17 protein-coding genes are annotated in these 20,948 nt (G+C 59.3%); 3 read left to right on the forward strand and 14 right to left on the reverse strand.

Translation table 11 applies throughout. The features are described from left to right. Positions 1 to 85: 85 nt before the first annotated feature. Positions 86 to 1,453: a Fic family protein gene (locus LOY55_RS05295; RefSeq protein ID WP_223523842.1), complete on the forward strand. Its 1,368-nt coding sequence runs from the start codon at positions 86 to 88 to the stop codon at positions 1,451 to 1,453. Positions 1,454 to 1,515: 62 nt separating this feature from the next. Here LOY55_RS05295 and LOY55_RS05300 read toward each other — a convergent pair whose 3' ends face one another. From LOY55_RS05300 to plsB, 3 genes are all read right to left on the reverse strand, one after another. Beyond that, entirely contained in the window at positions 1,516 to 2,205 is a 690-nt protein-coding gene (locus LOY55_RS05300) for a DUF4197 domain-containing protein (protein ID WP_109786019.1), read from the reverse strand. Positions 2,206 to 2,282: 77 nt separating this feature from the next. Then, positions 2,283 to 2,885 carry a hypothetical protein gene (locus tag LOY55_RS05305; RefSeq protein WP_223523845.1) on the reverse strand — a complete coding sequence of 201 codons (603 nt, stop codon included), beginning with the start codon at positions 2,883 to 2,885 and terminating at the stop codon, positions 2,283 to 2,285. 114 nt (positions 2,886 to 2,999) lie between these two features. Then, positions 3,000 to 5,483, reverse strand: coding sequence for a glycerol-3-phosphate 1-O-acyltransferase PlsB (gene plsB, locus LOY55_RS05310; RefSeq protein WP_223523847.1), 2,484 nt, complete (start codon positions 5,481 to 5,483; stop codon positions 3,000 to 3,002). 237 nt (positions 5,484 to 5,720) lie between these two features. Between plsB and LOY55_RS05315 the strand changes: the two genes are divergently transcribed. Further along, positions 5,721 to 5,930: a cold-shock protein gene (locus LOY55_RS05315; RefSeq protein ID WP_010462862.1), complete on the forward strand. Its 210-nt coding sequence runs from the start codon at positions 5,721 to 5,723 to the stop codon at positions 5,928 to 5,930. A 135-nt stretch (positions 5,931 to 6,065) separates the two neighbouring features. Here LOY55_RS05315 and LOY55_RS05320 read toward each other — a convergent pair whose 3' ends face one another. From LOY55_RS05320 to LOY55_RS05335, 4 genes are all read right to left on the reverse strand, one after another. Next, positions 6,066 to 6,443 carry a hypothetical protein gene (locus LOY55_RS05320; protein WP_046029164.1) on the reverse strand — a complete coding sequence of 126 codons (378 nt, stop codon included), beginning with the start codon at positions 6,441 to 6,443 and terminating at the stop codon, positions 6,066 to 6,068. A gap of 75 nt (positions 6,444 to 6,518) precedes the next feature. Next, complete coding sequence (locus tag LOY55_RS05325) at positions 6,519 to 7,328, reverse strand: putative RNA methyltransferase (protein ID WP_046029165.1); 810 nt, start codon at positions 7,326 to 7,328, stop codon at positions 6,519 to 6,521. After that, on the reverse strand, positions 7,328 to 8,479 hold the full coding sequence (gene dapE, locus LOY55_RS05330; RefSeq protein ID WP_077430794.1) for a succinyl-diaminopimelate desuccinylase: 1,152 nt from the start codon (positions 8,477 to 8,479) through the stop codon (positions 7,328 to 7,330). Before dapE ends, LOY55_RS05325 begins: the two co-directional genes overlap by 1 nt. Before the next feature lie 197 nt (positions 8,480 to 8,676). Beyond that, complete coding sequence (locus LOY55_RS05335; RefSeq protein ID WP_223523850.1) at positions 8,677 to 11,268, reverse strand: glycosyltransferase; 2,592 nt, start codon at positions 11,266 to 11,268, stop codon at positions 8,677 to 8,679. 212 nt (positions 11,269 to 11,480) lie between these two features. Between LOY55_RS05335 and tcdA the strand changes: the two genes are divergently transcribed. Beyond that, positions 11,481 to 12,299 (forward strand): tRNA cyclic N6-threonylcarbamoyladenosine(37) synthase TcdA, encoded by an 819-nt coding sequence (gene tcdA, locus LOY55_RS05340; protein WP_408980974.1) that lies wholly within the window; start codon positions 11,481 to 11,483, stop codon positions 12,297 to 12,299. A gap of 91 nt (positions 12,300 to 12,390) precedes the next feature. Here tcdA and LOY55_RS05345 read toward each other — a convergent pair whose 3' ends face one another. From LOY55_RS05345 to LOY55_RS05375, 7 genes are all read right to left on the reverse strand, one after another. Continuing rightward, entirely contained in the window at positions 12,391 to 12,801 is a 411-nt protein-coding gene (locus LOY55_RS05345) for a SufE family protein (RefSeq protein WP_109786016.1), read from the reverse strand. Then, positions 12,798 to 14,003: an aminotransferase class V-fold PLP-dependent enzyme gene (locus LOY55_RS05350; protein ID WP_223523855.1), complete on the reverse strand. Its 1,206-nt coding sequence runs from the start codon at positions 14,001 to 14,003 to the stop codon at positions 12,798 to 12,800. Before LOY55_RS05350 ends, LOY55_RS05345 begins: the two co-directional genes overlap by 4 nt. A gap of 137 nt (positions 14,004 to 14,140) precedes the next feature. After that, positions 14,141 to 15,175 (reverse strand): 2,3,4,5-tetrahydropyridine-2,6-dicarboxylate N-succinyltransferase, encoded by a 1,035-nt coding sequence (gene dapD / locus LOY55_RS05355; protein WP_109786014.1) that lies wholly within the window; start codon positions 15,173 to 15,175, stop codon positions 14,141 to 14,143. A 33-nt stretch (positions 15,176 to 15,208) separates the two neighbouring features. Continuing rightward, the gene (locus tag LOY55_RS05360) at positions 15,209 to 15,571 is read right to left on the reverse strand and encodes an ArsC family reductase (protein ID WP_046029180.1); all 363 of its coding nucleotides are present in this window, start codon (positions 15,569 to 15,571) and stop codon (positions 15,209 to 15,211) included. A 317-nt stretch (positions 15,572 to 15,888) separates the two neighbouring features. Beyond that, positions 15,889 to 16,629 carry a hypothetical protein gene (locus tag LOY55_RS05365; RefSeq protein ID WP_223523858.1) on the reverse strand — a complete coding sequence of 247 codons (741 nt, stop codon included), beginning with the start codon at positions 16,627 to 16,629 and terminating at the stop codon, positions 15,889 to 15,891. A 253-nt stretch (positions 16,630 to 16,882) separates the two neighbouring features. After that, positions 16,883 to 18,082, reverse strand: coding sequence for a succinyldiaminopimelate transaminase (gene dapC / locus LOY55_RS05370; RefSeq protein WP_258667788.1), 1,200 nt, complete (start codon positions 18,080 to 18,082; stop codon positions 16,883 to 16,885). 153 nt (positions 18,083 to 18,235) lie between these two features. Next, the gene (locus tag LOY55_RS05375) at positions 18,236 to 20,938 is read right to left on the reverse strand and encodes a [protein-PII] uridylyltransferase (RefSeq protein WP_046029186.1); all 2,703 of its coding nucleotides are present in this window, start codon (positions 20,936 to 20,938) and stop codon (positions 18,236 to 18,238) included. Positions 20,939 to 20,948: the final 10 nt, after the last annotated feature.

Below are 20,948 nucleotides of genomic sequence, written 5' to 3' on the forward strand. Positions count from 1 at the left end.
TATTTCAGATCCCTCTGATATTGAGTCAGAGGGGGCTGAATGCTGTACTCGAATCTCGATTTCACGAGTTTTTGAGACAGTCGTCATGAAAAAACCACCTGTTGTGGCGGGGAGGACCGATCCGGTATTCGACCTGTTGATGACCTCGCCCCACAAGGAACGCCTCTCGGACTACCTGGCCCTGCTCAAGCCGCTGGATGACCAGGGGCGCTATCTTCCATTCGATGAATTGCGTTACCGCTGGGCACCAGGACTGGATTCCAGGTTGTGCTGGGCTTTGGTCAAAAAAGCCCGCACGGCTCAGTATTCCAGCCTTCTACCTTTGGGCGAGCCGGTCCAGTGGGGCAACTTCCTGCTGACACCGCTGGCGCAGAAGGCTATTTCAGCCGTCGATCGGCAAGCCACAACCGCTGCGTTGGAATACATGACCAGCCAGATTGGTGAGCGCGCACATTTCAGTTATCTGCTCAATGATCTGATCGAAGACGAGGCCATCAGCAGCAGCCAGCTCGAAGGCGCGGCAACGACCACTCGGGTGGCCAAGGATATGCTCAAGCGTCATCGCCAGCCGCGAACGCCAGATGAGCGAATGGTCATTGGCAATTACCAAATGATGACCTTTGCTTGGGAGCAGCGTTATGAGCCTCTGAGTGTTGAGCTCATCACCGCGATGCATCGTGTTGGTGTCGAGGGCATCGACGACGTGCAGTACTCGCCGGGAGAATTGCGAGGCAACGATGATGTGGTGGTACAGGACGGCGAGGGCAACACCGTGCATACCCCGCCGCCCGCAGCGGGGCTGGTGGCACGGTTACAGGTGCTGTCGAAATGGATCAATCAACCCCACAACGATCCCAACCGTGCGGACTATCTTCATCCGCTGATCAAAGGCATCGCGCTGCATTTTGCTTTGGGTTATGAGCATCCCTTTCGCGATGGCAACGGGCGTGTCGCGCGGGCGCTGTTTTACTGGTTCATGTTCAAGAATGACTTTTCGGCCTTTCGATACATTGCGATCAGCATTTTGCTACGCAACGCGCCGGTGAAATACGGACGCTCGTATTTGAATACCGAGGCCGATGAACTGGACCTGACCTACTTCATCGATTTCCAGTGTTCGGTGATCCTTCGGGCGGTCAGTGGTTTTACCAGCGCCTATCGCAACAGTCTGGCTTACACCGAACGCTTTGATCGCTGGTTGATGGCATCCGGTTTTTTCAACCAGCTCACCCAAAAGCAGCGTGCCGTCTATCAAGTGGCCAAGAGCGGCATGGCCAACGAATTTACGGCGGTCAATGTGAAGGAGAACCTGGACTGTTCTTACAACACTGCTTCGGCGACCTTGAACGGGTTGGTTGATCTGAAGGTGTTTGAGAAGCGCAAGATGGGGCGTGAGTGGGTGTTCTTTTTACGGCCCGCCCCCGTCACCTCATCCGTCATGGAAGCCATTTAAGTAAAAAGCCCGCTGAACCTGAAAGGTCCGCGGGCTTTTTCTTGTGTGGCATTCGCTGAACGCTACAGCGTGCCAAACACCTTCTTCGCCAGACTGGTCGCCGCCGCTGCCGGGTTCTGGCGGATGGTTTCTTCCTGTTTGCCGATCATCTCGAACAAGCCGTTCAGCGCCTGCTCGGTGACGTAGTTTTCAACGTTGGCGTTCTTCGCATCCAGCACGCCCATGGTCGCCGCCTGACCGGCGAAGGTGTTGTACTGTTTGGCCAGGCCAACCTGGTCGGTGGCTTGCTTGACGATGGGCAGGAACCTGGCGCGGATCTGCTCGCGACTGGTTTTGTTCAGGTATTGAGTGGCGGAGTCGTTGCCGCCGCTGAGGATGCCCTTGGCATCTTCCACGCTCATCTGCTTCACCGCGTCCACGAGGATCGGCTGGGCCTGGGTCACGGCGGTTTCAGCCGCTTTGTTCATGCTGGCTTCCAGTTCGTCGACCTGATCGCCCATACCGAACTGCTTCATCTTGCTGGCGACCTTGCCGAGTTTGCCCGGCAGTCCGATTTTTACGTCCGGGTTGTTGCTGAAACCACCCGGTGTACCGAGCTGTTTCACGGCCAGTTGCGCGCCTTGGGTCAGGGCATCCTTGAGGCCGCCGGTGGCGTCTTTTTGCGACAGGTCGCTGAACGACAGCGCCAGTGCGCTGGCAGAGATCATCAAGCCTGCGCAGAGGCCGGCGAAGCGAAGGGTAGGGCGGAACATGGCAGCTTCCTTGTTCGGGTTGAGGAGGAACGGATGTTGACAGCCGTTTCGCCGGTTTATTGTGGGCGCGAAGGTTATCAGGCTTTGCTGAAGGGTTTTAATACAACAGAGCCGGGATAGACTTCGATTGCATTGCGGTATTCATTTTCAGTCGCCGTCAGGGTGTAGCGTTTACCGGGCACAACAGTGTCCGGATCGTACTCCAGATAAAACGCCTCTGCCATTTCTTCACTGATATGCACTTGAGTCAGTTGCACCGTCGCATTGTCGTGCTCATGGGCAACAATGGTCACCGCGTGTTCGGGTTCCACCGCTTGAGGTTCTTGCGCCTGGATGTAGAGGCGACCGATCGGACTCAGGTGCAGTGTTTGGCGGTGTGGCGTGCGGTGAACAATGATGAAGTGGTCCAGGTCGATCAGGAGTGGCACACCGTTGTGGGTCATGCTGACACTCACGCGGTATTTGACGCTGACGTCGGAAAAACTGTGTGCAAATGAAAAGTTCCAGCGGCCGCTGTACAGCATCGGTTTACGGGATTGCGCCACTTTGATGGGGGACTGAGTGTTTGCCGTATGAACGCTTATATAAGTCTCGGCCTCACCACTGGTGGGAGGCATAAAGTCGTCAGGCAAACTAAATATCAGGGTGATGTAGTGGGTGGGGTTATCTAATGAGTTCATCGCGATATCCATATCGTGGTGGGTTATTTGGAGTGATCTATTAATCCATAATCGGACAACTAAAAGAACGTCCCTGTTCTTATAGTTGTTGTCAGGAAGTTACTGTTGACCCAACTAAGCCTGATCCGCCGCATCTTCACTGCGGTGCAACGCAACCTGACGGATCGACAATCGAATCTCCGCCGGCAACACCCGTTTGGCCGCGCCTTCGGCCAGTTCGCCGAGCAATTCGTGATAGCTCAACTTGCCAGCTTCGTCGCGCTTGAGCACCTCCAGATCAAGCATCGTCTGGATGAAGTGACGGAACAGGCTCTTGTCGAAGAACTCGGGGGCGTTCAGGCCATGGAGGATCGAAAGGCGCTGGGCCATGACTGTGCACAGGTCTTCGAGTTCTTCGGCGCTGATGCTGTTCTGGCCGCTGTTGAGCAGCAGGGACACGGTCATATAGAAGCGCTGCAAGGTCTGGGCGATGCTCTTCGACAGCAAGGTCAGCAGCACGAAATGCCGTGAGCTTGGTGCGGGGCGCAGGTAGACATCGTTTTCGAAACGCAGCAGGCCTTGTTCAACGAACGCTTCCAGCCATTGGTCGATCACCGCGTCCAGTTCATCCATGGACCAGCGAATGAACAGTTCCGATTGCAGGTACGGATACAGTGCGCGGGTGTAACGCAGGATCTGCTCGCGGTTCATGCGCGACGCGCTCTGGAAGAAACTCGCGAGCAGTGCCGGCAACGCAAAAATGTGCAGCACGTTGTTGCGGTAGTAGGTCATCAGGACGGCGTTCTGCTCGTCCAGATACAGAATCTTGCCCAGGGCATCGCTCTGCTCGGACAGCAAGTCCATGTCCTTCACGTGTTCGATCAGTGCGCGACCATCGCCTTCCGGCAGTGTGGTGTGCGGCGAATACGGAACCTTGCGCAACAGTGCGAGGTACAGGTCCAGCACTCGCGCCATGGCGCGATCATCCAGCGCCAATCGGCTGGTGGACAGCAACGCCAGGGCCACCAGGTTCACGGGATTGATCGCTGCGGCTTCGTTCAGATGCTGCGCAACTTTCTCGCCCAAACGGTTGGTGGTTTCGTTGAGCCAGGCCGGTTTGAATTGCGGGCCGAGCTCCTGTTGGCGCCAGTCCGGCTGTTCGCTGTCGAGGAATTCCGCCAGTTTGATCGGCTCGCCGAAGTTCACCGCCACTTGGCCGAAGCGCTGCTTGAGCGCGCCGATGACTTTGAAAATATCGAAAATCGACTCTTTCTTCTTGGTCGCACCACGCAGTTCGCCGAGGTAGGTCCGGCCTTCCAATACGCGCTCGTAACCGATGTACACCGGCACAAACACGATGGGCATGCGCGACGAACGCAGGAAGCTGCGCAGGGTAATCGCCAGCATCCCGATTTTCGGTTGCAGCATGCGCCCGGTTCGCGAACGGCCGCCCTCGACGAAGTACTCGACCGGGAAGCCTTTGGTAAACAAGGTGTGCAGGTATTCGTTGAACACCGAGGTGTACAGCGGGTTGCCTTTGAAAGTACGGCGCATGAAGAACGCACCGCCGCGACGCAGCAGGCCGCCGATCCCCGGCATGTTGAGGTTGATCCCGGCAGCGATGTGCGGCGGGGTCAGGCCATTGCGGAACAGCAGATAGGACAGCAGCAGGTAGTCGATGTGGCTGCGGTGGCAGGGTACGTAGATCACTTCGTAACCCGGGGCGACTTTTTGCACGCCTTCGATGTTGTTGACCTTGATGCCGTCGTAGATCTTGTTCCAGAACCAGCTCAGCACCACTTCCATGAAGCGGATTGCGGTGTAGGTGTAGTCCGAGGCGATTTCGTTGCCGTAACGCAAGGCCTGGGCCTTGGCTTTCTCCGGGGAGATGTTCTCGCGCTCGGCTTCATCGAGGATCGCTTGCTTGACCAGTGGCTGGTTGAGCAAACCTTTGACCAAATTGCGTCGGTGCGAAATGTCCGGGCCGATGACGGCGGCTTTGAGATTGCGGAAGTGCACCCGCAGGATCCGCTGGGCCATGCGCACGGTGCGCTCGTGGCCCTTGTTGTGATCGATCAGCTCGCGCAGGTGAATCGGCGCAGAGAATTGCACACGCGTCTTGCGCCCCAGCACGATGATGCTCAGCAAGCGGCGCAGGCGACCGGTGACGGCCCAACTGTCGGCGAAGAGCAATTTCCACGGGCTCGATTCGCTGTCCGGCGACTGACCCCAGAACACGCTGACCGGAATGATCTGCGCGTCTTCGGCGCCATTCTGGCTCAGGGCGCTGACCAGGCGGGTCAGGGTTGGCGGCGCGCCGCGTTTGTCCTGTCGACCGAGCCAGTCGGGCTCTGGCGTCAGGTAAAAGAACGCGGCGGGTTCCAGCAGGTTACCTACTGAAACCGGCAATACCGGGCGGGGCAGGCCAGCCTTGCTGCATTCGGTGTCGACCACGGCGAGGTCGGTCAGCGAAGGGTTTTGCAGGACGTAGAACACCGGACGACTGCGGTCGAGGTTGAGGGTGAACGACGACTGGTTGATCGTCTCCGAGCGAACCCAGAGGTACAACAGTCGACGCAGGGTGCCAAACACAAGACGGCGGAACGGGGAGCGGGTCATACGGCTTCTGCGTGAGTGAGTAAAACCGAGCGTTTGCTCGGGAGGGCGACAGTGTGCCGGATTCGTCGAAAATCGGCAAAAAAGCGCCTAAGTAAAGTTGAGTTGAGAGTTTCGCTGCCTGTCATATACTCGGCCGTCTGCCGTCGAAGCCCTTGCTGGGACGTCGCGCGCAGATTGACGTTCCTGAAGGCTTTCCTGCGAAAAGCCCGATCAATAATAAAAAGGGAGTATGAACAAATGGCAACACGCGAAACCGGCAACGTGAAGTGGTTCAACGACGCCAAGGGCTACGGCTTTATTCAACGCGAGGACGGGGTGGACGTGTTCGTGCACTACCGCGCGATTCGTGGCGAAGGGCACCGTTCGCTGGCTGAAGGTCAGCAGGTTGAATATGCCGTGGTGACCGGCGAGAAGGGTTTGCAGGCTGAGGATGTGGTGGGGCTGTAACTCGCACTCTTTGGATCACCAAAAAACACTGTGGGAGCGGGCTTCCCCGCGAAAGCGGTTTGTCAGTCACATCTATTCTGGATGTGCCGCCGCCTTCGCGGGCAAGCCCGCTCCCACAGGTTATGCGTGTCGTTGTTAAGCGGTTTTCCAGGTGATTTCTTCTTCACCATCAGCGCTGATGCGCATCCAGCGATCCGCTGTCTCTTCGCCTTCTTCCTCGACCCACGTCCCCGGCGCGCAACGTACTTCCACGTTCAGCGCGGCAAAGGCTGCGCGGGCGCAGGCGATGTCGTCTTCCCACGGGGTCTGGTCGCTGTCCAGAAACAGGCTGTTCCACTTGCCCACGGCTTTGGGCAGCCAGGTGACGGGCACGTTGCCGGCCTTGCACTTGTAGGTCTGGCCTTTCTGGACCCAGTCGGTGCACGGGCCTAAAGCCGCGCCGAGCCAGGCCGAAATGGCTTTGTGGTCAACGTCGGCGTCTTTCAGGTAAATCTCGATATCGGGTTGGCGCATGGATGTCCTCACTGCGGGTCTGAAAAATCCATTCGCGGATTTAGCCGGCCTCAAGCCGTTGCTCAAGACCAAAAATTATTGAAGTACGAAATAATCGTAGCGCATCGACACGGTGACCTCGAACGGCTCGACCTGCTCGATCACCGCTGTGCGGCGTTCGGCACTGGCGCGCCAACCGTGAGGGGTCATCGCCAACAGGTTGGCGCGATCCTGACCACTTTCCAGGGTCAGTTTGAATTCAAGGGTTTCGCTGTGTTGCAGCGCCATGCCTTCCGGCACCAGGGCCAGATGCTTGTCATCGGTGTACTCACGGACTTCGTCGTACAGCCGTTCGCGCAACTCCATCAGGTGACCGCTGGTCGGCCCGACTTTCATCAAACCGCCACCGGGGCTGAGCAGGCGTTTGGCTTCTTCCCAGTCCAGAGGGCTGAAGACGCTCGCCAGAAACTGGCAACTGCCCGAGGCCAATGGCACCCGTGCCATGCTGGCGATCAACCAGGTCAGCTGCGGGTTACGCTTGCACGCTCGTTTGACCGCTTCGCGAGAGATATCCAGCGCGTAACCGTCGGCGTTCGGTAAAGCCTCGGCGATTTGCGCGGTGTAGTAACCCTCGCCACAGCCGATGTCCAGCCAGCGCTGCGGTGCATAGCCGGCTGCCAGTTCCGCCAGGCGCTTGGCCACCGGCGCGTAATGGCCGGCGTTCAAGAAGTCGCGGCGGGCTTCAACCATGGCCAGGTTATCCCCAGGGTCGCGGCTGTTTTTATGCTGCACTGGCAACAGGTTCAGGTAACCCTGTCGCGCGCGGTCGAAACGATGCCCGGCGGGGCAGGCCACGCCGTTGTCCACCGCATTCAGCGGTTCACTGCATATCGGGCACGCGAGCATCAGGCGAGCAACTTGATCAGGGTCTGGTAGTAGATCTCGGTCAACACATCGAGGTCAGCTGCCAGTACGCGTTCGTTGACCTGGTGGATGGTCGCGTTGACCGGGCCCAGTTCAACCACTTGCGTGCCCATGGTCGCAATGAAACGACCGTCAGAAGTGCCACCACTGGTGGAAGCCTTGGTTTCGCGACCGGTGATGTCCTTGATGCTCGACGCCACGGCATCCAGCAGCGCGCCCGGTTCGGTAAGGAACGGCAAGCCGGACAACGCCCAGTCGATGTGCCAGTCCAGGCCATGCTTGTCGAGAATGTCGGCCACGCGCTTTTGCAGGCCTTCGACGGTGGACTCGGTGGAGAAGCGGAAGTTGAACACCGCCACCAGATCACCCGGGATGACGTTGGTCGCGCCGGTGCCGGAATTAACGTTGGAGATCTGGAAGCTGGTTGGCGGGAAGAAATCGTTGCCGTGGTCCCAGTGCTCGGCGGCCAGTTCGGCCAGGGCCGGGGCGGCGAGGTGGATCGGGTTTTTCGCCAGGTGCGGATAGGCCACGTGACCTTGCACACCGCGCACGGTCAATTTGGCGCCGAGGGAACCGCGACGACCGTTCTTGACCACATCGCCCACCAGGGTGGTGCTCGACGGCTCGCCAACGATGCACCAGTCCAGACGTTCCTTGCGCGCGGCGAGGCGTTCAATCACTGCCTTGGTGCCGTGGTGCGCCGGGCCTTCTTCGTCACTGGTGATCAGGAATGCGACCTTGCCCTTGTGATCCGGGTAGTCGGCGACAAAACGCTCGGCGGCCACGGTCATCGAGGCCAGGCTGCCTTTCATGTCAGCTGCGCCACGGCCACAGAGCATGCCGTGTTCGTCGATCAGCGCGTTGAACGGGTCGATCTGCCAGGCGGTCACCGGGCCGGTCGGGACCACGTCGGTGTGACCGGCGAAGCACAGCACCGGGCCGTCGTGTTTGCCGTGGGTCGCCCAGAAGTTATCCACATCTTCGATGCGCATCGGTTCCAGCATGAAACCGGCATCGCCCAGGCGCTGCATCATCTGCTTCTGGCAATCGGCGTCGACCGGCGTCACGGACGGGCGGCGGATCAGGTCGATGGCGAGTTGAAGGGTCGGCGAAAGGTCGGCGTGGGCCGTCATGGAAAACTCCGGAAGCTAATTGTGTAGGAGCAAAGCTTGCTCGCGATGAACGATGATGAGGTCTTTCTGTTACACCGAGTCGCATCAATCGCGAGCAAGCTTTGCTCCTACAGGAATTGGTGCTGGGCGCGCAAAATGGCGGTTATCTTAAAGCAAAACGGCGACCATTGGCCGCCGTTTAGTGCATCTGTACAGTTTTAGACGGCTGGCGCCGGCTCAGGCTCGGCGGCCGGTTTGGGCAGCGAAGACAAGAACGCCATGATCAGCGCCGCCAGGTACGGCAGCGACTGCACCAGCAACATGGTCACCCAGAAGCGCATGTCGTTGCTCGGCAAGCCGTTCACCAGGAAGATCCCCAGTGCCGCGCCCCACAACAGCAGCATGATGAACACCTCTTCACGCGCCTCCGAAATCGCCACCCAGAAGCCGTGGTTGTCGGCGTTTTTCGGGGTGCGGAAGAACGGAATGCTGCTGGTGAAGAAGCCGTACAACACCGCTTTGGCGATGGTGTGCGACAACGCCAGCCCGGCCAGAGCCGCGCAGAACGCATCTTTCAAGTTCACGCCGACGGCGCGGCGATACAGGAAGATGATCTTGCCGACCTTGAACACGAACAGCGCCAATGGCGGGATCGCGAAAATCAGCAACGGCGGATCAACCCGTTGCGGCACGATGATCATCGCCGCCGACCACAACAGGGCGCCCACGGTGAAGAAGATGTTCATGCCGTCCGCGACCCACGGCAACCAGCCCGCGAGGAAGTGGTAACGCTGGCCACGGGTCAGTTCGGTGTCCTTGCCGCGCAGCAGGCTGGCGGTGTGACGCTTGATGATCTGAATCGCCCCGTAGGCCCAGCGGAAACGCTGTTTCTTGAAGTCGATAAAGGTATCGGGCATCAGGCCTTTGCCGTAGCTGGTGTGGTAATACGCCGCCGACAGGCCTTTTTCGAAGACACGCAGACCCAACTCGGCGTCTTCACAGATGCACCAATCGGCCCAGCCGAGCTCTTCGAGCACCGAGCGCCGGGTCATGGTCATGGTGCCGTGCTGGATGATCGCGTCACGGTCGTTACGGGTGACCATGCCGATGTGGAAGAAGCCTTTGTATTCCGCGTAGCAAAGCTTCTTGAAGGTGCTTTCGTTCTGGTCGCGGTAATCCTGCGGCGACTGCACCACGGCGATTTTCGGATCGGCGAAGTGCGGCACCATGTGCTTGAGCCAGTTCGGGTCGACGCAGTAGTCCGAGTCGATCACCGCAATCACTTCGGCATCCTTGGCGGTGTGCGGGATCAGGTAATTCAGTGCACCACCCTTGAAGCCGGCCAGCGGTGCAACGTGGAAGAACTTGAAGCGCGGGCCGAGGGTTTTGCAATAATCGCGCACCGGTTCCCAGACCGCCGGGTCCTTGGTGTTGTTGTCGATGATCAGGACTTCGAAGTCCGGATAGTCGAGGTTGGCCAGGGCATTGAGGGTCTGTTTGACCATCTCCGGCGGCTCGTTGTAGCAAGGGACGTGGATCGAGACTTTTGGTCTGTAGTCCGAATCGCCCACCACTGGCAGGAATTCACGACGACGCTTGTGAGTCCAGACTGCTTCGGCCAGTTCATGCGCCTCGGTCAGCAGAACGATAAAGACCCCGAGCGCGCCGAGTGCCAGGAGGAAACCGACCGTCAGGCTGAACCAGGTGCTGTATTGCTGGCTGTAGTCGTAACCGATCCACACCAGTACCGAACCGCACAGGAACGCGATAAAGGTCAGGAAGGTGCGACCGCGTTGACGCAGGGCCGAGCCGTCGATCATCAGCAAGGTCAGCGACAACAACGCCAACACGGCCGAGCCGATCGCCAGCACCCGCCATTGCGGGATCGCGACCACCGGGCCTTCGAAGTTGAATTTCTGCTGGCGCGCGGCGTTGAACACACCCCAATACGCGCCCACCGAGCCTTCGTCGCTGGCCTTCCACGGCTGGTCAAACGCTTCGATCACGAAGTAGTTGAAACCCTGGCGATTGAGTTTGTTGACCAAGGTACGCAGGTAGATCGCCTGATCCGCCGGGCTGGCATCGGTGCCGCCACGCATGCGGCCGTTGCTCGGCCAGCCAACCTCCGAGAGCAGCAGCGGTTTTTTCGGGAACATCTTTTTCAGGTCGCGGGCGCGGTCGAGGACGAACTGGCCGGCCTTGTCCACCGGGATGAATTCCCAATAAGGCAGAACGTGGGCGGCGATCAGGTCGACGTGTTTGGCCAGTTCCGGGTGCTCTTCCCAGACGTGCCACTGTTCGGACGTGGTCACCGGCACTTTCACGGCGGCGCGGACGCGATCGAGGATCACGCTCAGTTCCGCAGCGGTAATTTCCTTACGGAAGATCGCCTCGTTGCCTACAACCACGCGAACCACGCTGCGGGAGGTGTTGGCGATTTCGATGGCGCGGGTGATCTCGCGCTCGTTGCGTTCCTGGTCCGGGCTAATCCAGATCCCCAGGGTCACGCGCAGGCCGAATTCTTCTGCGAGCTTGGGAATGTCTTCCAGGGTGCCGTCGACCGAGTAAGTACGGATGTTGTCCGTCAGCTTGCTCATGATCTCCAGGTCGCGACGCATTTGATCGTCGGTCGGGTACTGCTCTTTCTGTGGGTACTGGCCTTGCTGGAACGGCGAGTACGAGAAGCCGGAGATCTGTTCAGGCCAGTTGGGGGCGGTAACCGGGCGGTTGATCAGCGCCCAGAAGCCGGTAAACAAGGCTGCGATGGCGAGCACCACGACCAGGTTGAGTCCAAATTTGCGGGATGACATAGCTATTTCAGGTTCCAAAGACTGTGGAACGGAGGAACGGTTGGCGGTCGCCAAGGGGCGCGCATCCTACACCGGGCATTCTCTTTTCGTACAGCGGACAGGGAATTGCCGGACATTGGGCAATTTGCTTTCACATAAGTTCTTACACTTGTAGATTGAAATTCAGAACTTGGCGCAGCGAAGCCCTATAATGCGCGCCGGTTTTTGGGGTAATGGTCATGAGTGCAGAAGATCCGCGGTTTGCCGGCATCGCCCGTTTGTATGGCATCGAAGGCCTGGCGCGCCTGCGCGCGGCGCATGTGGCGATTGTCGGCGTCGGTGGCGTCGGTTCCTGGGCGGCGGAAGCTGTCGCCCGGTGTGGGGTGGGCGAGATTTCGCTGTTCGACCTGGACGACGTCTGCGTCAGCAACGTCAATCGCCAGTTGCACGCGCTGGACAGCACGGTCGGCAAACCCAAGGTTGAGGTGATGGCCGAGCGTCTGCGCGGAATCAACCCGGACTGCACGGTGCACGCCGTGGCGGATTTCGTCACCCGCGAGACCATGGCCGAGTACATCACGCCGAACATCGACTGCGTGATCGATTGCATCGACAGCGTTAACGCCAAGGCAGCGCTGATTGCCTGGTGCAAGCGCCGCAAGATCCAGATCATCACCACTGGCGGGGCAGGTGGGCAGATTGATCCGACGTTGATTCAGGTGTGCGATTTGAACCGTACGTTCAACGATCCGCTGGCGTCGAAAGTGCGTTCCACCTTGCGCCGCGATTATGGCTTCTCCCGCACCGTGACCCGTCATTACAGCGTGCCGTGTGTGTTCTCCACCGAGCAACTGCGCTACCCGAAACCGGATGGCAGCATTTGTCTGCAGAAGAGTTTTGTCGGTGATGGCGTGAAGCTGGACTGTGCCGGCGGGTTTGGCGCGGTGATGATGGTGACGGCGACGTTCGGCATGGTCGCGGCGACCAAGGCTGTGGATAAGATTGTGGCGGGGGTTCGGCGGCCTTCGGATCGCATCAAACCCATCGCGTAACAAAACCCGTAGGAGCAAAGCTTGCTCGCGATACAGGCGCCGCGGTTCTTCAGGTAGATCGCGTTGATGTCATCGCGAGCAAGCTTTGCTCCTACGGGAGTGAGGCCAACTCATTCATCCGCTGAAGCACGGCGTTGAGGCCATTACTGCGCGAAGGTGAAAGCTGCCGCGAAAGCCCAAGTTGATTGAACCAGTCCGGCAAATCCACCTGCCGTAAATCGGCCGCCGACAACCCGTTGACCCGCGCCAGCAGCAACGCCACCAACCCGCGAATCAACCGGGCATCGCTGCTCGCCGCGAACTGCCAGTGACCGTCATTCAGTGAACCCACCAGCCACACCTGGCTTTCACAGCCATGCACCCGGTTGGTATCCACCTTATCCACATCGCTCAGCGCCGGCAGGCGGTCGCCCCATTGCATCAACAGGCGCGCCCGTTGTTCCCAGCCGGCAGCGTTCTGGAACGTGTCCAGCGCCGTCACAGCCTCGGCAGGCAAGTTCATCGCAGCAACTCCAGCGCCTGATCCAGCGCTTCAAAGAACCGCTCCAGGTCTTCGGAATCGTTGTACAGCGCCAGCGACACCCGGATCGCCCCGGCCAACTCGAAGCTCTTGAGCAGCGGCATGGCGCAGTGATGACCCGCACGCACGGCAATCCCCTGTTCGGTCAGCAAATGCGCCAGATCCGAGTTATGCACACCCTCGACGACAAAACTGGCCAGCGCCAATTGCGGTTTGCCCAGCAGGCGAATGCCGTTTCGGGCTTCAAGTCCTTTTAGCAAATAGTCATGCAACGCCGTTTCGTGGGCGTTAACGGCGTCCTGATCGAGCCCGGCGAGGTAGTCCAGCGTCGCGCCCAGACCAATCACACTGGCAATCGGCGGCGTTCCCGCCTCGAAACCCAGTGGGGCAGGGCGAAAGCGTGCGCCATGGTAATCCGCGTCCAGCACCATTTCGCCGCCGAACTGCCAATGACGCAGATGCTTGAGCGCCTCGTTGCGCCCGAACAGCACGCCCAGGCCATCGGGGCCATAGAGCTTGTGGCTGGAAAACACATAGAAGTCGCAACCCAGTGCTTGCACGTCATGCCGACCATGCACCACGCCTTGAGCGCCATCGACCACGGTCAACGCGTCGTGTGCCTTGGCCATCGCCAATAGGGCGGGCAACGGCTGCCAGGCGCCGAGCACGTTAGACAACTGACTGACGGCCAGCAAACGGGTTTGCGGACCGATCAGGCGTGCGGCGGCCTCAAGGTCGATCAAACCGTCGGCATCCAGCGGCAGGATCACCAGTTTCAGCTCGCGGCGGTGTGCCAGTTGCTGCCATGGCAGCAGGTTGGCGTGATGCTCCAGAGCGCTGATGACCAGCTCATCGCCCGGTTGGAAAAGATGTTCCAGGCCGTACGCCAGGAGGTTCAGCGCTGACGTCGCGCCGTGGGTAAAAATAATCTGCCCGCAATCGCCGGCATTCAGCCATTGCGCGACTTTGCTGCGGCTGGCCTCGAACGCCTGGGTGGCATGGGCGCCGGGCAAGTGTTGCGCCCGATGCACGTTGGCCGCGCCGTTGGCGTAGTAATGCGTCAGGGCATCCAGCAGGGCTTGAGGTTTTTGCGTGGTGGCGGCGTTGTCCAGATAGGTCTGGTCTTGCCGTTGCAAAGCGGCGATGGCCGGAAAATCGGCGCGCCAGGGAGAGGGGATCATCATGTTATTCGGCCCTGGTAAACATGGGCGGGTAGACGCCTGACCATGTAGGAGCAGAGCTTGCTCGCGAAGCTTTTTGGCGGCCTTAAGGGCCCCATCGCGAGCAAGCTCTGCTCCTACACAGGTGATCGTGACGAAGCTTAGTTGTGAGCGTGCAGCGCTTCGTTCAGTTCGATGGCCGATTTGTGGGTTTTGCATTCCACGGCGCCGGTCTCCGAATTGCGACGGAACAACAGGTCAGGTTGACCGGCCAGTTCACGCGCCTTGACGACTTTGACCAGCTTGTTGTTTTCGTCCAGCAGCGCCACTTTGGTGCCGGCGGTCACGTACAGGCCAGACTCCACGGTGTTGCGGTCGCCCAACGGGATACCGATACCGGCGTTCGCGCCGATCAGGCAGCCTTCGCCGACCTTGATCACGATGTTGCCGCCACCCGACAGGGTGCCCATGGTCGAGCAACCGCCGCCCAGGTCCGAACCCTTGCCGACGAATACGCCTGCCGAAACACGACCTTCGATCATGCCCGGGCCTTCGGTGCCGGCGTTGAAGTTGACGAAACCTTCGTGCATCACGGTGGTGCCTTCGCCCACGTAGGCGCCCAGGCGGATACGTGCCGCGTCAGCGATACGTACGCCGGCGGGTACCACGTAGTCGGTCATTTTCGGGAACTTGTCCACCGAGAACACTTCCAGCAGCTCGCCGCGCAGACGGGCTTCCAGTTGATGCTCGGCCAGCTCGGCCAGGTCGATCGCGCCCTGGCTGGTCCATGCCACGTTCGGCAGCAACGGGAACACACCGGCCAGGTTCAGGCCATGTGGCTTGACCAGGCGGTGGGACAGCAAGTGCAGCTTGAGGTAAGCCTCAGGCGTGGAAGTCAGTTGAACGTCTTCGGCCAGAATCGTCGCGACCAGCGGCTTGTGGCTCTCGGCCAGACGGGTCAGCAGTGCCGCCTGGGCAGCGTCGACGCCTTTGAGTGCCTCGGCCAGTTGCGAAGCCTGGGCGGTGCTGAACGCGATGGCCTGATTGCCTTCGGTGTAGCCAAGAACAGGCGCGATGGCGGCGATGACTTCAGCCGATGGATTCAGGACAGGGGCGGCGTAGAACACTTCCAGCCATGCGCCTTGACGGTTTTGGGTGCCGACACCGAAGGCCAGGCTGAACAGGGAATTGGACATGTGAATACCTCTAACAAAATTGAACGGGCTGGCTTACTTGAGCGCTGCCGCGTAGATATCTGGCTTGAAGCCAATCAGGGTTCGGTCACCGAGATCAAGCACCGGGCGCTTGATCATCGAGGGTTGTGCGAGCATCAGTTCGATGGCTTTCGACTGGTCGAGATCGGCTTTGCGTTCGTCGTCGAGCTTGCGAAAGGTCGTGCCTGCACGGTTCAACACCACTTCCCAACCGTGCTCATCGCACCATTGGGTCAGGTGTTCACGGTCGATGCCGACCGCTTTGTAATCATGGAAGTCATAGCTGGCAGCGTGTTCATCGAGCCAGGTGCGCGCCTTTTTCATGGTGTCGCAGGCTTTGATGCCGAAAAGGTGCAACGTTTTACTTGAAACGGTCAAGGAATTGCCCCCTTTGCAGGTGCTGGGAATCGAAGGTGACGGATTATGCCATGACCGGACGGTTTCGCGTCGGCTGTGGTCGGGTTTGTCCGTTCGTCATGACGATCAGGGGTGGTGTGCGTCATTGAAGTAACGGCCAGCCTGCAGTCTAAGCGGCTAATATGGCACTTCAATGCTGTCGATTGCATCGCCTCAGTCGTCATCACCCGATGGGCGATGACGTACTTAGGGAAGTATTAGGGGGGATTGGATTTAAGTGAGGCGAAACCGGGTCAGGTCAAATAACTTTCAGCTAATCAACAGTGTCCGTCACTTGTTTATTCAGGGTAAGGATAAGCCTCGGCCATGAACGCCTTGTCCTTTTCACTGATTGCCAAGTTCAGGAATATTTTAAAGTCACCGTGGGTCCAGGCCTGACGGATTTCGTAGTGCATGATCGACTTTGGATCATAGGGCGAATAGTTGACTTCGCTGGGGTCGAGCAAGTTGAAATAGCGATCATCAACGGTCTTTCGTCCAAAGTAATTTTCATCGGCGTCTTCAGGTACCCCGTGGTCTTGATAGACCGCAGGCTTGTTCCACGGAATATTCGATTCAGGGTGCAAGTGCTCGTGCTGGGCGCCCAATGCATGACCAAATTCGTGCATGACGTAGTGGGCGAAAAGCCGAGGCTCGAGCATCCAGTCCGATATCACCATGGTTGGGCCTTCTACTGTCAGCAGAGCGTCGGTACCGATGTTGGACCAGTAGGTTGCCGGTTCAGTGCGAATACGGATATCGCCGACTTCACCGTCGACGAAGTCGAATTTGAGGTTGATATAGGGCAGCCAGTTGCTGGCAGCCGCCTTGACGCCATCCTTGAACGCTTGATCGCCGTTCAGAAACGCAATGCGCAACGTGCGGCCGGGGGCCCAGAATTTTTTGTGGCTGCCGACGGCGCGCTTTTGCCGACCCGATGCCGAGGTGGGGCGATTGGCAGGGTTCTCGGAGACCGCGACGTCGTAAGAGGCTTGCATGTTGTCTGGCTGTTTGGCGACGCAATTATGTGCGTTGTTCATGTGAACATCCTTGTTGTCATTAAATTAATGTATCTGTTTTATTTTGAAGAAGGTGTTGTTGTAAGGGGGGGTAAAATTTACATGGCCGCAAATAAGGCGTTGTGAATGCCTTGTCGGCACTTGCGGGTGAGCGGTTCTGTTTTGTTCGGCTTGGAGATTAGTGGTGTATGTGGCGTGGCGTAAAGTTGCTATGTGTTAGTTGCTTTTGCAAATAAGACCTGCACCGCGTTGCACGGTACAGGCCTGTTGCTTATTACTTGTTGCGAGTTACAAAGTTTCGAATGCGTTCTGCCGCTTCAACACATTCCGCCAACGGCGCAACCAGTGCCATGCGCACTCGACCCGCGCCCGGATTGGCCCCATCGACGTTACGGGATAGATAAGAACCCGGCACCACCGTCACATGTTCTTCGACAAACAGGTCACGGCAGAACGCTTCGTCATCGCCTTCAACATTCGGCCACAAGTAGAAGCCGCCGTCCGGGCGCTGTACGTCCATCACCGGGCTGAGGATTTCCAGCACGGCATCATATTTCTCGCGATACAGCACACGGTTGGCGCGCACGTGCACTTCGTCATTCCACGCGGCCACGCTGGCCAGTTGGGTTTGAACCGGCATCGCGCAACCGTGGTAGGTGCGATACAGCAAAAAGCCCTGGAGGATGTCGGCATCGCCCGCCACGAAACCCGAGCGCAGGCCCGGCAGGTTGGAGCGTTTGGACAGGCTATGGAACACCACGCAGCGCTTGAAATCCTTGCGACCCAGTTCCACGCAAGCGCTGAGCAGGCCGGCCGGCGGCGTTTGCTCGTCAAAGTACAGTTCGCTGTAGCACTCGTCAGCGGCGATTACGAAGTCGTATTCGTCGGCCAGAGCGATCAGCTTTTTCAGCGTCTCGACCGGAATCAGTGCGCCGGTCGGGTTGCCCGGGGAGCACAGGAACAGGATCTGGCAGCGCTTCCAGATGTCGGGCGAAACGGCGTCGAAGTCCGGGTTGAAGCCGTTTTCGTCAAGGCATGGCAGGTAATGCGGCTTGGCGCCGGCGAGGAACGCAGCACCTTCGTAGATCTGATAGAACGGGTTCGGGCTGACCACCAACGCGTCTTCGCCACGGTTGACCACGGTTTGGGTGAAGGCGAACAACGCTTCACGGGTGCCGTTGACCGGCAGCACGTTGCGCGCCGGGTCGAGCCAGCCGCCCGGAACGCTGAAACGCCGTTCGCACCATGCGGCGATGGCTTCGCGCAGGGCCGGGATGCCGAGGGTGGTCGGGTACACGGCCATCTGATCCAGATTGCTGGCCAGGGCTTCGGCGACAAAGCTTGGCGAGCGGTGTTTCGGCTCGCCGATGGACAACGCGATAGGGCGCTTGTCCGGGTTTGGCGTGACGCTGCCGAGCAGGGCGCGGAGCTTCTCGAACGGGTAGGGCTGCAACTGGGTCAGAGCGTTGTTCATCGGGGGCCTCGTTCAATGTGGGCGCTGGCTTTTGTAGGAGCCGGGCTTGCCCGCGATGCAGGCGCCTCGGTTTGTCAGGTGCACCGAGGTGATGCTATCGCGGGCAAGCCCGGCTCCTACATAAGCGTTTTCCCACAGGGAAAGTTGGTTAATTCAGATACTGAGTCGTGACAGTTTGATATCGGGTTCGTGGCTGACGCTCAGTTGTTCAACGATTGCATCCTGCAAGCGGCTGCACAGCAGCGGGTCAGACAACTGCTGGTTATTGGCGTCGGTAATGAAGAACACGTCCTCCACCCGCTCGCCCAGCGTGGCAATCTTGGCGTTTTGCAGCGACAGGTCGAACTCCAGGAAGATCGTGCCGATCCGCGCCAACAGGCCCGGACGGTCGGGGGCGGTGAGTTCCAGCACGGTCACCGGACGTTGAGCGTCGTTGTGAATCGTGACCTGGGGCGCAAAGGCAAAATGCTTGAGCTGGCGCGGCACCCGGCGCTGAATGATGGTCGGGTAGTCGTCCGGGTTGCGCAGGGCTTCGGTCAGTCCATCGCGGATCTGTTTGACCCGCGCCGGGTTATCACCAATCGAGTCGCCGTCGGTGTCGAGCACAATATAGGTGTCGAGGGTGAACTGGCTGCTGGAGGTGATGACCCGGGCGTCGTGAATGTTCAAGTTGAGCTGGTCCATCGCCGCCACGGTCACGGCGAAGAAATCGTGTTGGTCCGGCGCATAAATGAAGATCTGAGTGCCGCCCTCGAACTCGCGCTGCGTGGTTTCCTTGATCAGCACCAGCGGCCCGCCGTCGGCAGGTTGTTGCAAGATCGCGTCGGTGTGCCAGGCGACGTCGCCAGCGGTGTGGCGCAGGAAATAGTCATCGCCTAGTTGTGACCACAGCTGTTCGACATCGTCCGGATCGTTTCCGCCGCGCACAAGGATGTCCAGGGCGGCGCTCTGGGTCTGACGGATCTGCATTTCACGATCCACCGGATTTTCCAGGCCGCGGCGCAGGGCGCGCTTGGTCTCGGTATACAGTTGGCGCAACAGGCTGGCGCGCCACGAGTTCCACAGGGTCGGATTGGTCGCGTTGATGTCGGCTACGGTCAGCACGTACAGATAATCGAGGCGGGTTTCGTCACCGACGGCCTGTGCGAAATCGTGGATCACCTGCGGGTCGGACAAGTCCTTGCGCTGGGCGGTGGTCGACATCGCCAGGTGGTTTTGCACCAGCCAGACGATCAGGCGGCTGTCCCACACCGGCAACTGATGGCGTTGGCAGAAAGCCTCTGCATCCACCGCGCCGATTTCCGAGTGGTCGCCATGGCGGCCCTTGCCGATGTCGTGGTAGAGCCCGGCCATGTAGATCAGCTCGGGCTTGGGCAGCTTGGCCATGAGCTTGGCGGCCAGCGGGAATTTTTCCGATACCTGGCTGTACTGCAACTTACGCAGGTGTTTGATCAGGTTCAGGGTGTGCGCGTCGACCGTATAGATATGGAACAGGTCGTGCTGCATCTGCCCGACGATCAAGCCGAACTCCGGCAGATAGCGCCCGAGAATGCCGTAACGGTTCATCCGGCGCAGGTTGCGGTGGATGCCGATCTTGCACTTGAACAGCTCGATAAACAGGCTGGTGTTACGAATGTCGTTACGGAATTCGTCGTCGATCAGGTGACGGTTCTCGCGCAGCAGACGGATGGTATCGGCGCGCACGCCTTTGATTTCCGGTTGCTGGGCCATCAACACGAAGATTTCCAGCATGGCGAACGGCGTACGACGGAACACGTTGTCGTTGCGTGCCTCGATATAACCGTCGTGCAGCTGGAACCGCGAGTTGATGGGCTGCGGCGGCGCTTCATCGTCCGGGGCGAGGATGACTTCTTCGAAGTGCTGAATGATCAGGTCGCTGAGCTGCGCAATGCTCATGACCACCCGGTAATACTGCTGCATGAAGTTTTCGATGGCTTGCTTGGCGTCATCGCCAACGAAGCCCAGCAGCCCGGCAATCGAACGCTGGTGATCGAACAGCAAGCGATCCTCGGAGCGACCGGCGAGCATGTGCAGCGCGTAACGGACCTTCCACAGGAATTCCTGGGACGAGGCGAGCAGGGCGTTTTCACTCTCTACCAGAAAACCTTCGCCAGCCAGTGCACGCAGGTTCAGGGTGCCGTATTCACGACGGGCTACCCAGAGAATCGTCTGGATGTCCCGCAATCCGCCCGGCGAGCCTTTGACGTTGGGTTCCAGGTTGTATTCGGTGTCGTTGTATTTGTGGTGGCGGGCCTTCTGCTCGGCGCGCTTGGCCAGGAAGAAGTCCTTGCTCGGCCACATGTGCGCGGTGCTGGTGACATCCAGCATGCGCTGGCGCAGGCGCTCAGGGCCACAGATGGTGCGGCTTTCCATCAGGTTGGTGACCACCGTCAGGTCGGCGCGGGCCTCAACGGCGCACTCGTCCACCGAGCGCACGCTCTGACCGACTTCCAGGCCGATGTCCCAGAGCAAGGTCAGAAAACGTTCGATGGAATCGCGGAAAACTTCGTGGTCGGCGCTGTCCAGAAGGATCAGCAAATCGATGTCGGAATAAGGGTGCAGTTCACCGCGACCATAGCCACCGACCGCGACCAGCGCGATGTCGGCGTCTTCACTCCAGTTAAACTGCTCCCAGGCCTTTTGCAGGATGTTATCGACGAACCAGGCGCGGTCCTCGATCAGCCGGCGAATGTCGCGGCCGCTGCGAAAGCGCCCGTCGAGCACCTCGCGGGCCTGGCGGATCGCCTTCTTGAAGGCTGAAATCGGGCTTGCCTTCAGGGCCAGTTCAGCCTGGAACTGGCCGCGGTCGAAGAGTTCGGGATCCACCTGCGGCATCGATTGGCTT

The sequence above is a fragment of the Pseudomonas sp. B21-040 genome (genome assembly GCF_024748695.1).
Taxonomy (GTDB): domain Bacteria; phylum Pseudomonadota; class Gammaproteobacteria; order Pseudomonadales; family Pseudomonadaceae; genus Aquipseudomonas.

Bases quoted from the DNA above. Each gene is read 5' to 3' on its own strand.
- LOY55_RS05295 (WP_223523842.1), top strand. From the start codon at position 86: ATGAAAAAACCACCTGTTGTGGCGGGGAGGACCGATCCGGTATTCGAC.
- LOY55_RS05300 (WP_109786019.1), bottom strand. From the start codon at position 2,205: ATGTTCCGCCCTACCCTTCGCTTCGCCGGCCTCTGCGCAGGCTTGATG.
- LOY55_RS05305 (WP_223523845.1), bottom strand. From the start codon at position 2,885: ATGAACTCATTAGATAACCCCACCCACTACATCACCCTGATATTTAGT.
- plsB (WP_223523847.1), bottom strand. From the start codon at position 5,483: ATGACCCGCTCCCCGTTCCGCCGTCTTGTGTTTGGCACCCTGCGTCGA.
- LOY55_RS05315 (WP_010462862.1), top strand. From the start codon at position 5,721: ATGGCAACACGCGAAACCGGCAACGTGAAGTGGTTCAACGACGCCAAG.
- LOY55_RS05320 (WP_046029164.1), bottom strand. From the start codon at position 6,443: ATGCGCCAACCCGATATCGAGATTTACCTGAAAGACGCCGACGTTGAC.
- LOY55_RS05325 (WP_046029165.1), bottom strand. From the start codon at position 7,328: ATGCTCGCGTGCCCGATATGCAGTGAACCGCTGAATGCGGTGGACAAC.
- dapE (WP_077430794.1), bottom strand. From the start codon at position 8,479: ATGACGGCCCACGCCGACCTTTCGCCGACCCTTCAACTCGCCATCGAC.
- LOY55_RS05335 (WP_223523850.1), bottom strand. From the start codon at position 11,268: ATGTCATCCCGCAAATTTGGACTCAACCTGGTCGTGGTGCTCGCCATC.
- tcdA (WP_408980974.1), top strand. From the start codon at position 11,481: ATGGTCATGAGTGCAGAAGATCCGCGGTTTGCCGGCATCGCCCGTTTG.
- LOY55_RS05345 (WP_109786016.1), bottom strand. From the start codon at position 12,801: ATGAACTTGCCTGCCGAGGCTGTGACGGCGCTGGACACGTTCCAGAAC.
- LOY55_RS05350 (WP_223523855.1), bottom strand. From the start codon at position 14,003: ATGATGATCCCCTCTCCCTGGCGCGCCGATTTTCCGGCCATCGCCGCT.
- dapD (WP_109786014.1), bottom strand. From the start codon at position 15,175: ATGTCCAATTCCCTGTTCAGCCTGGCCTTCGGTGTCGGCACCCAAAAC.
- LOY55_RS05365 (WP_223523858.1), bottom strand. From the start codon at position 16,629: ATGAACAACGCACATAATTGCGTCGCCAAACAGCCAGACAACATGCAA.
- dapC (WP_258667788.1), bottom strand. From the start codon at position 18,082: ATGAACAACGCTCTGACCCAGTTGCAGCCCTACCCGTTCGAGAAGCTC.
- LOY55_RS05375 (WP_046029186.1), bottom strand. From the start codon at position 20,938: ATGCCGCAGGTGGATCCCGAACTCTTCGACCGCGGCCAGTTCCAGGCT.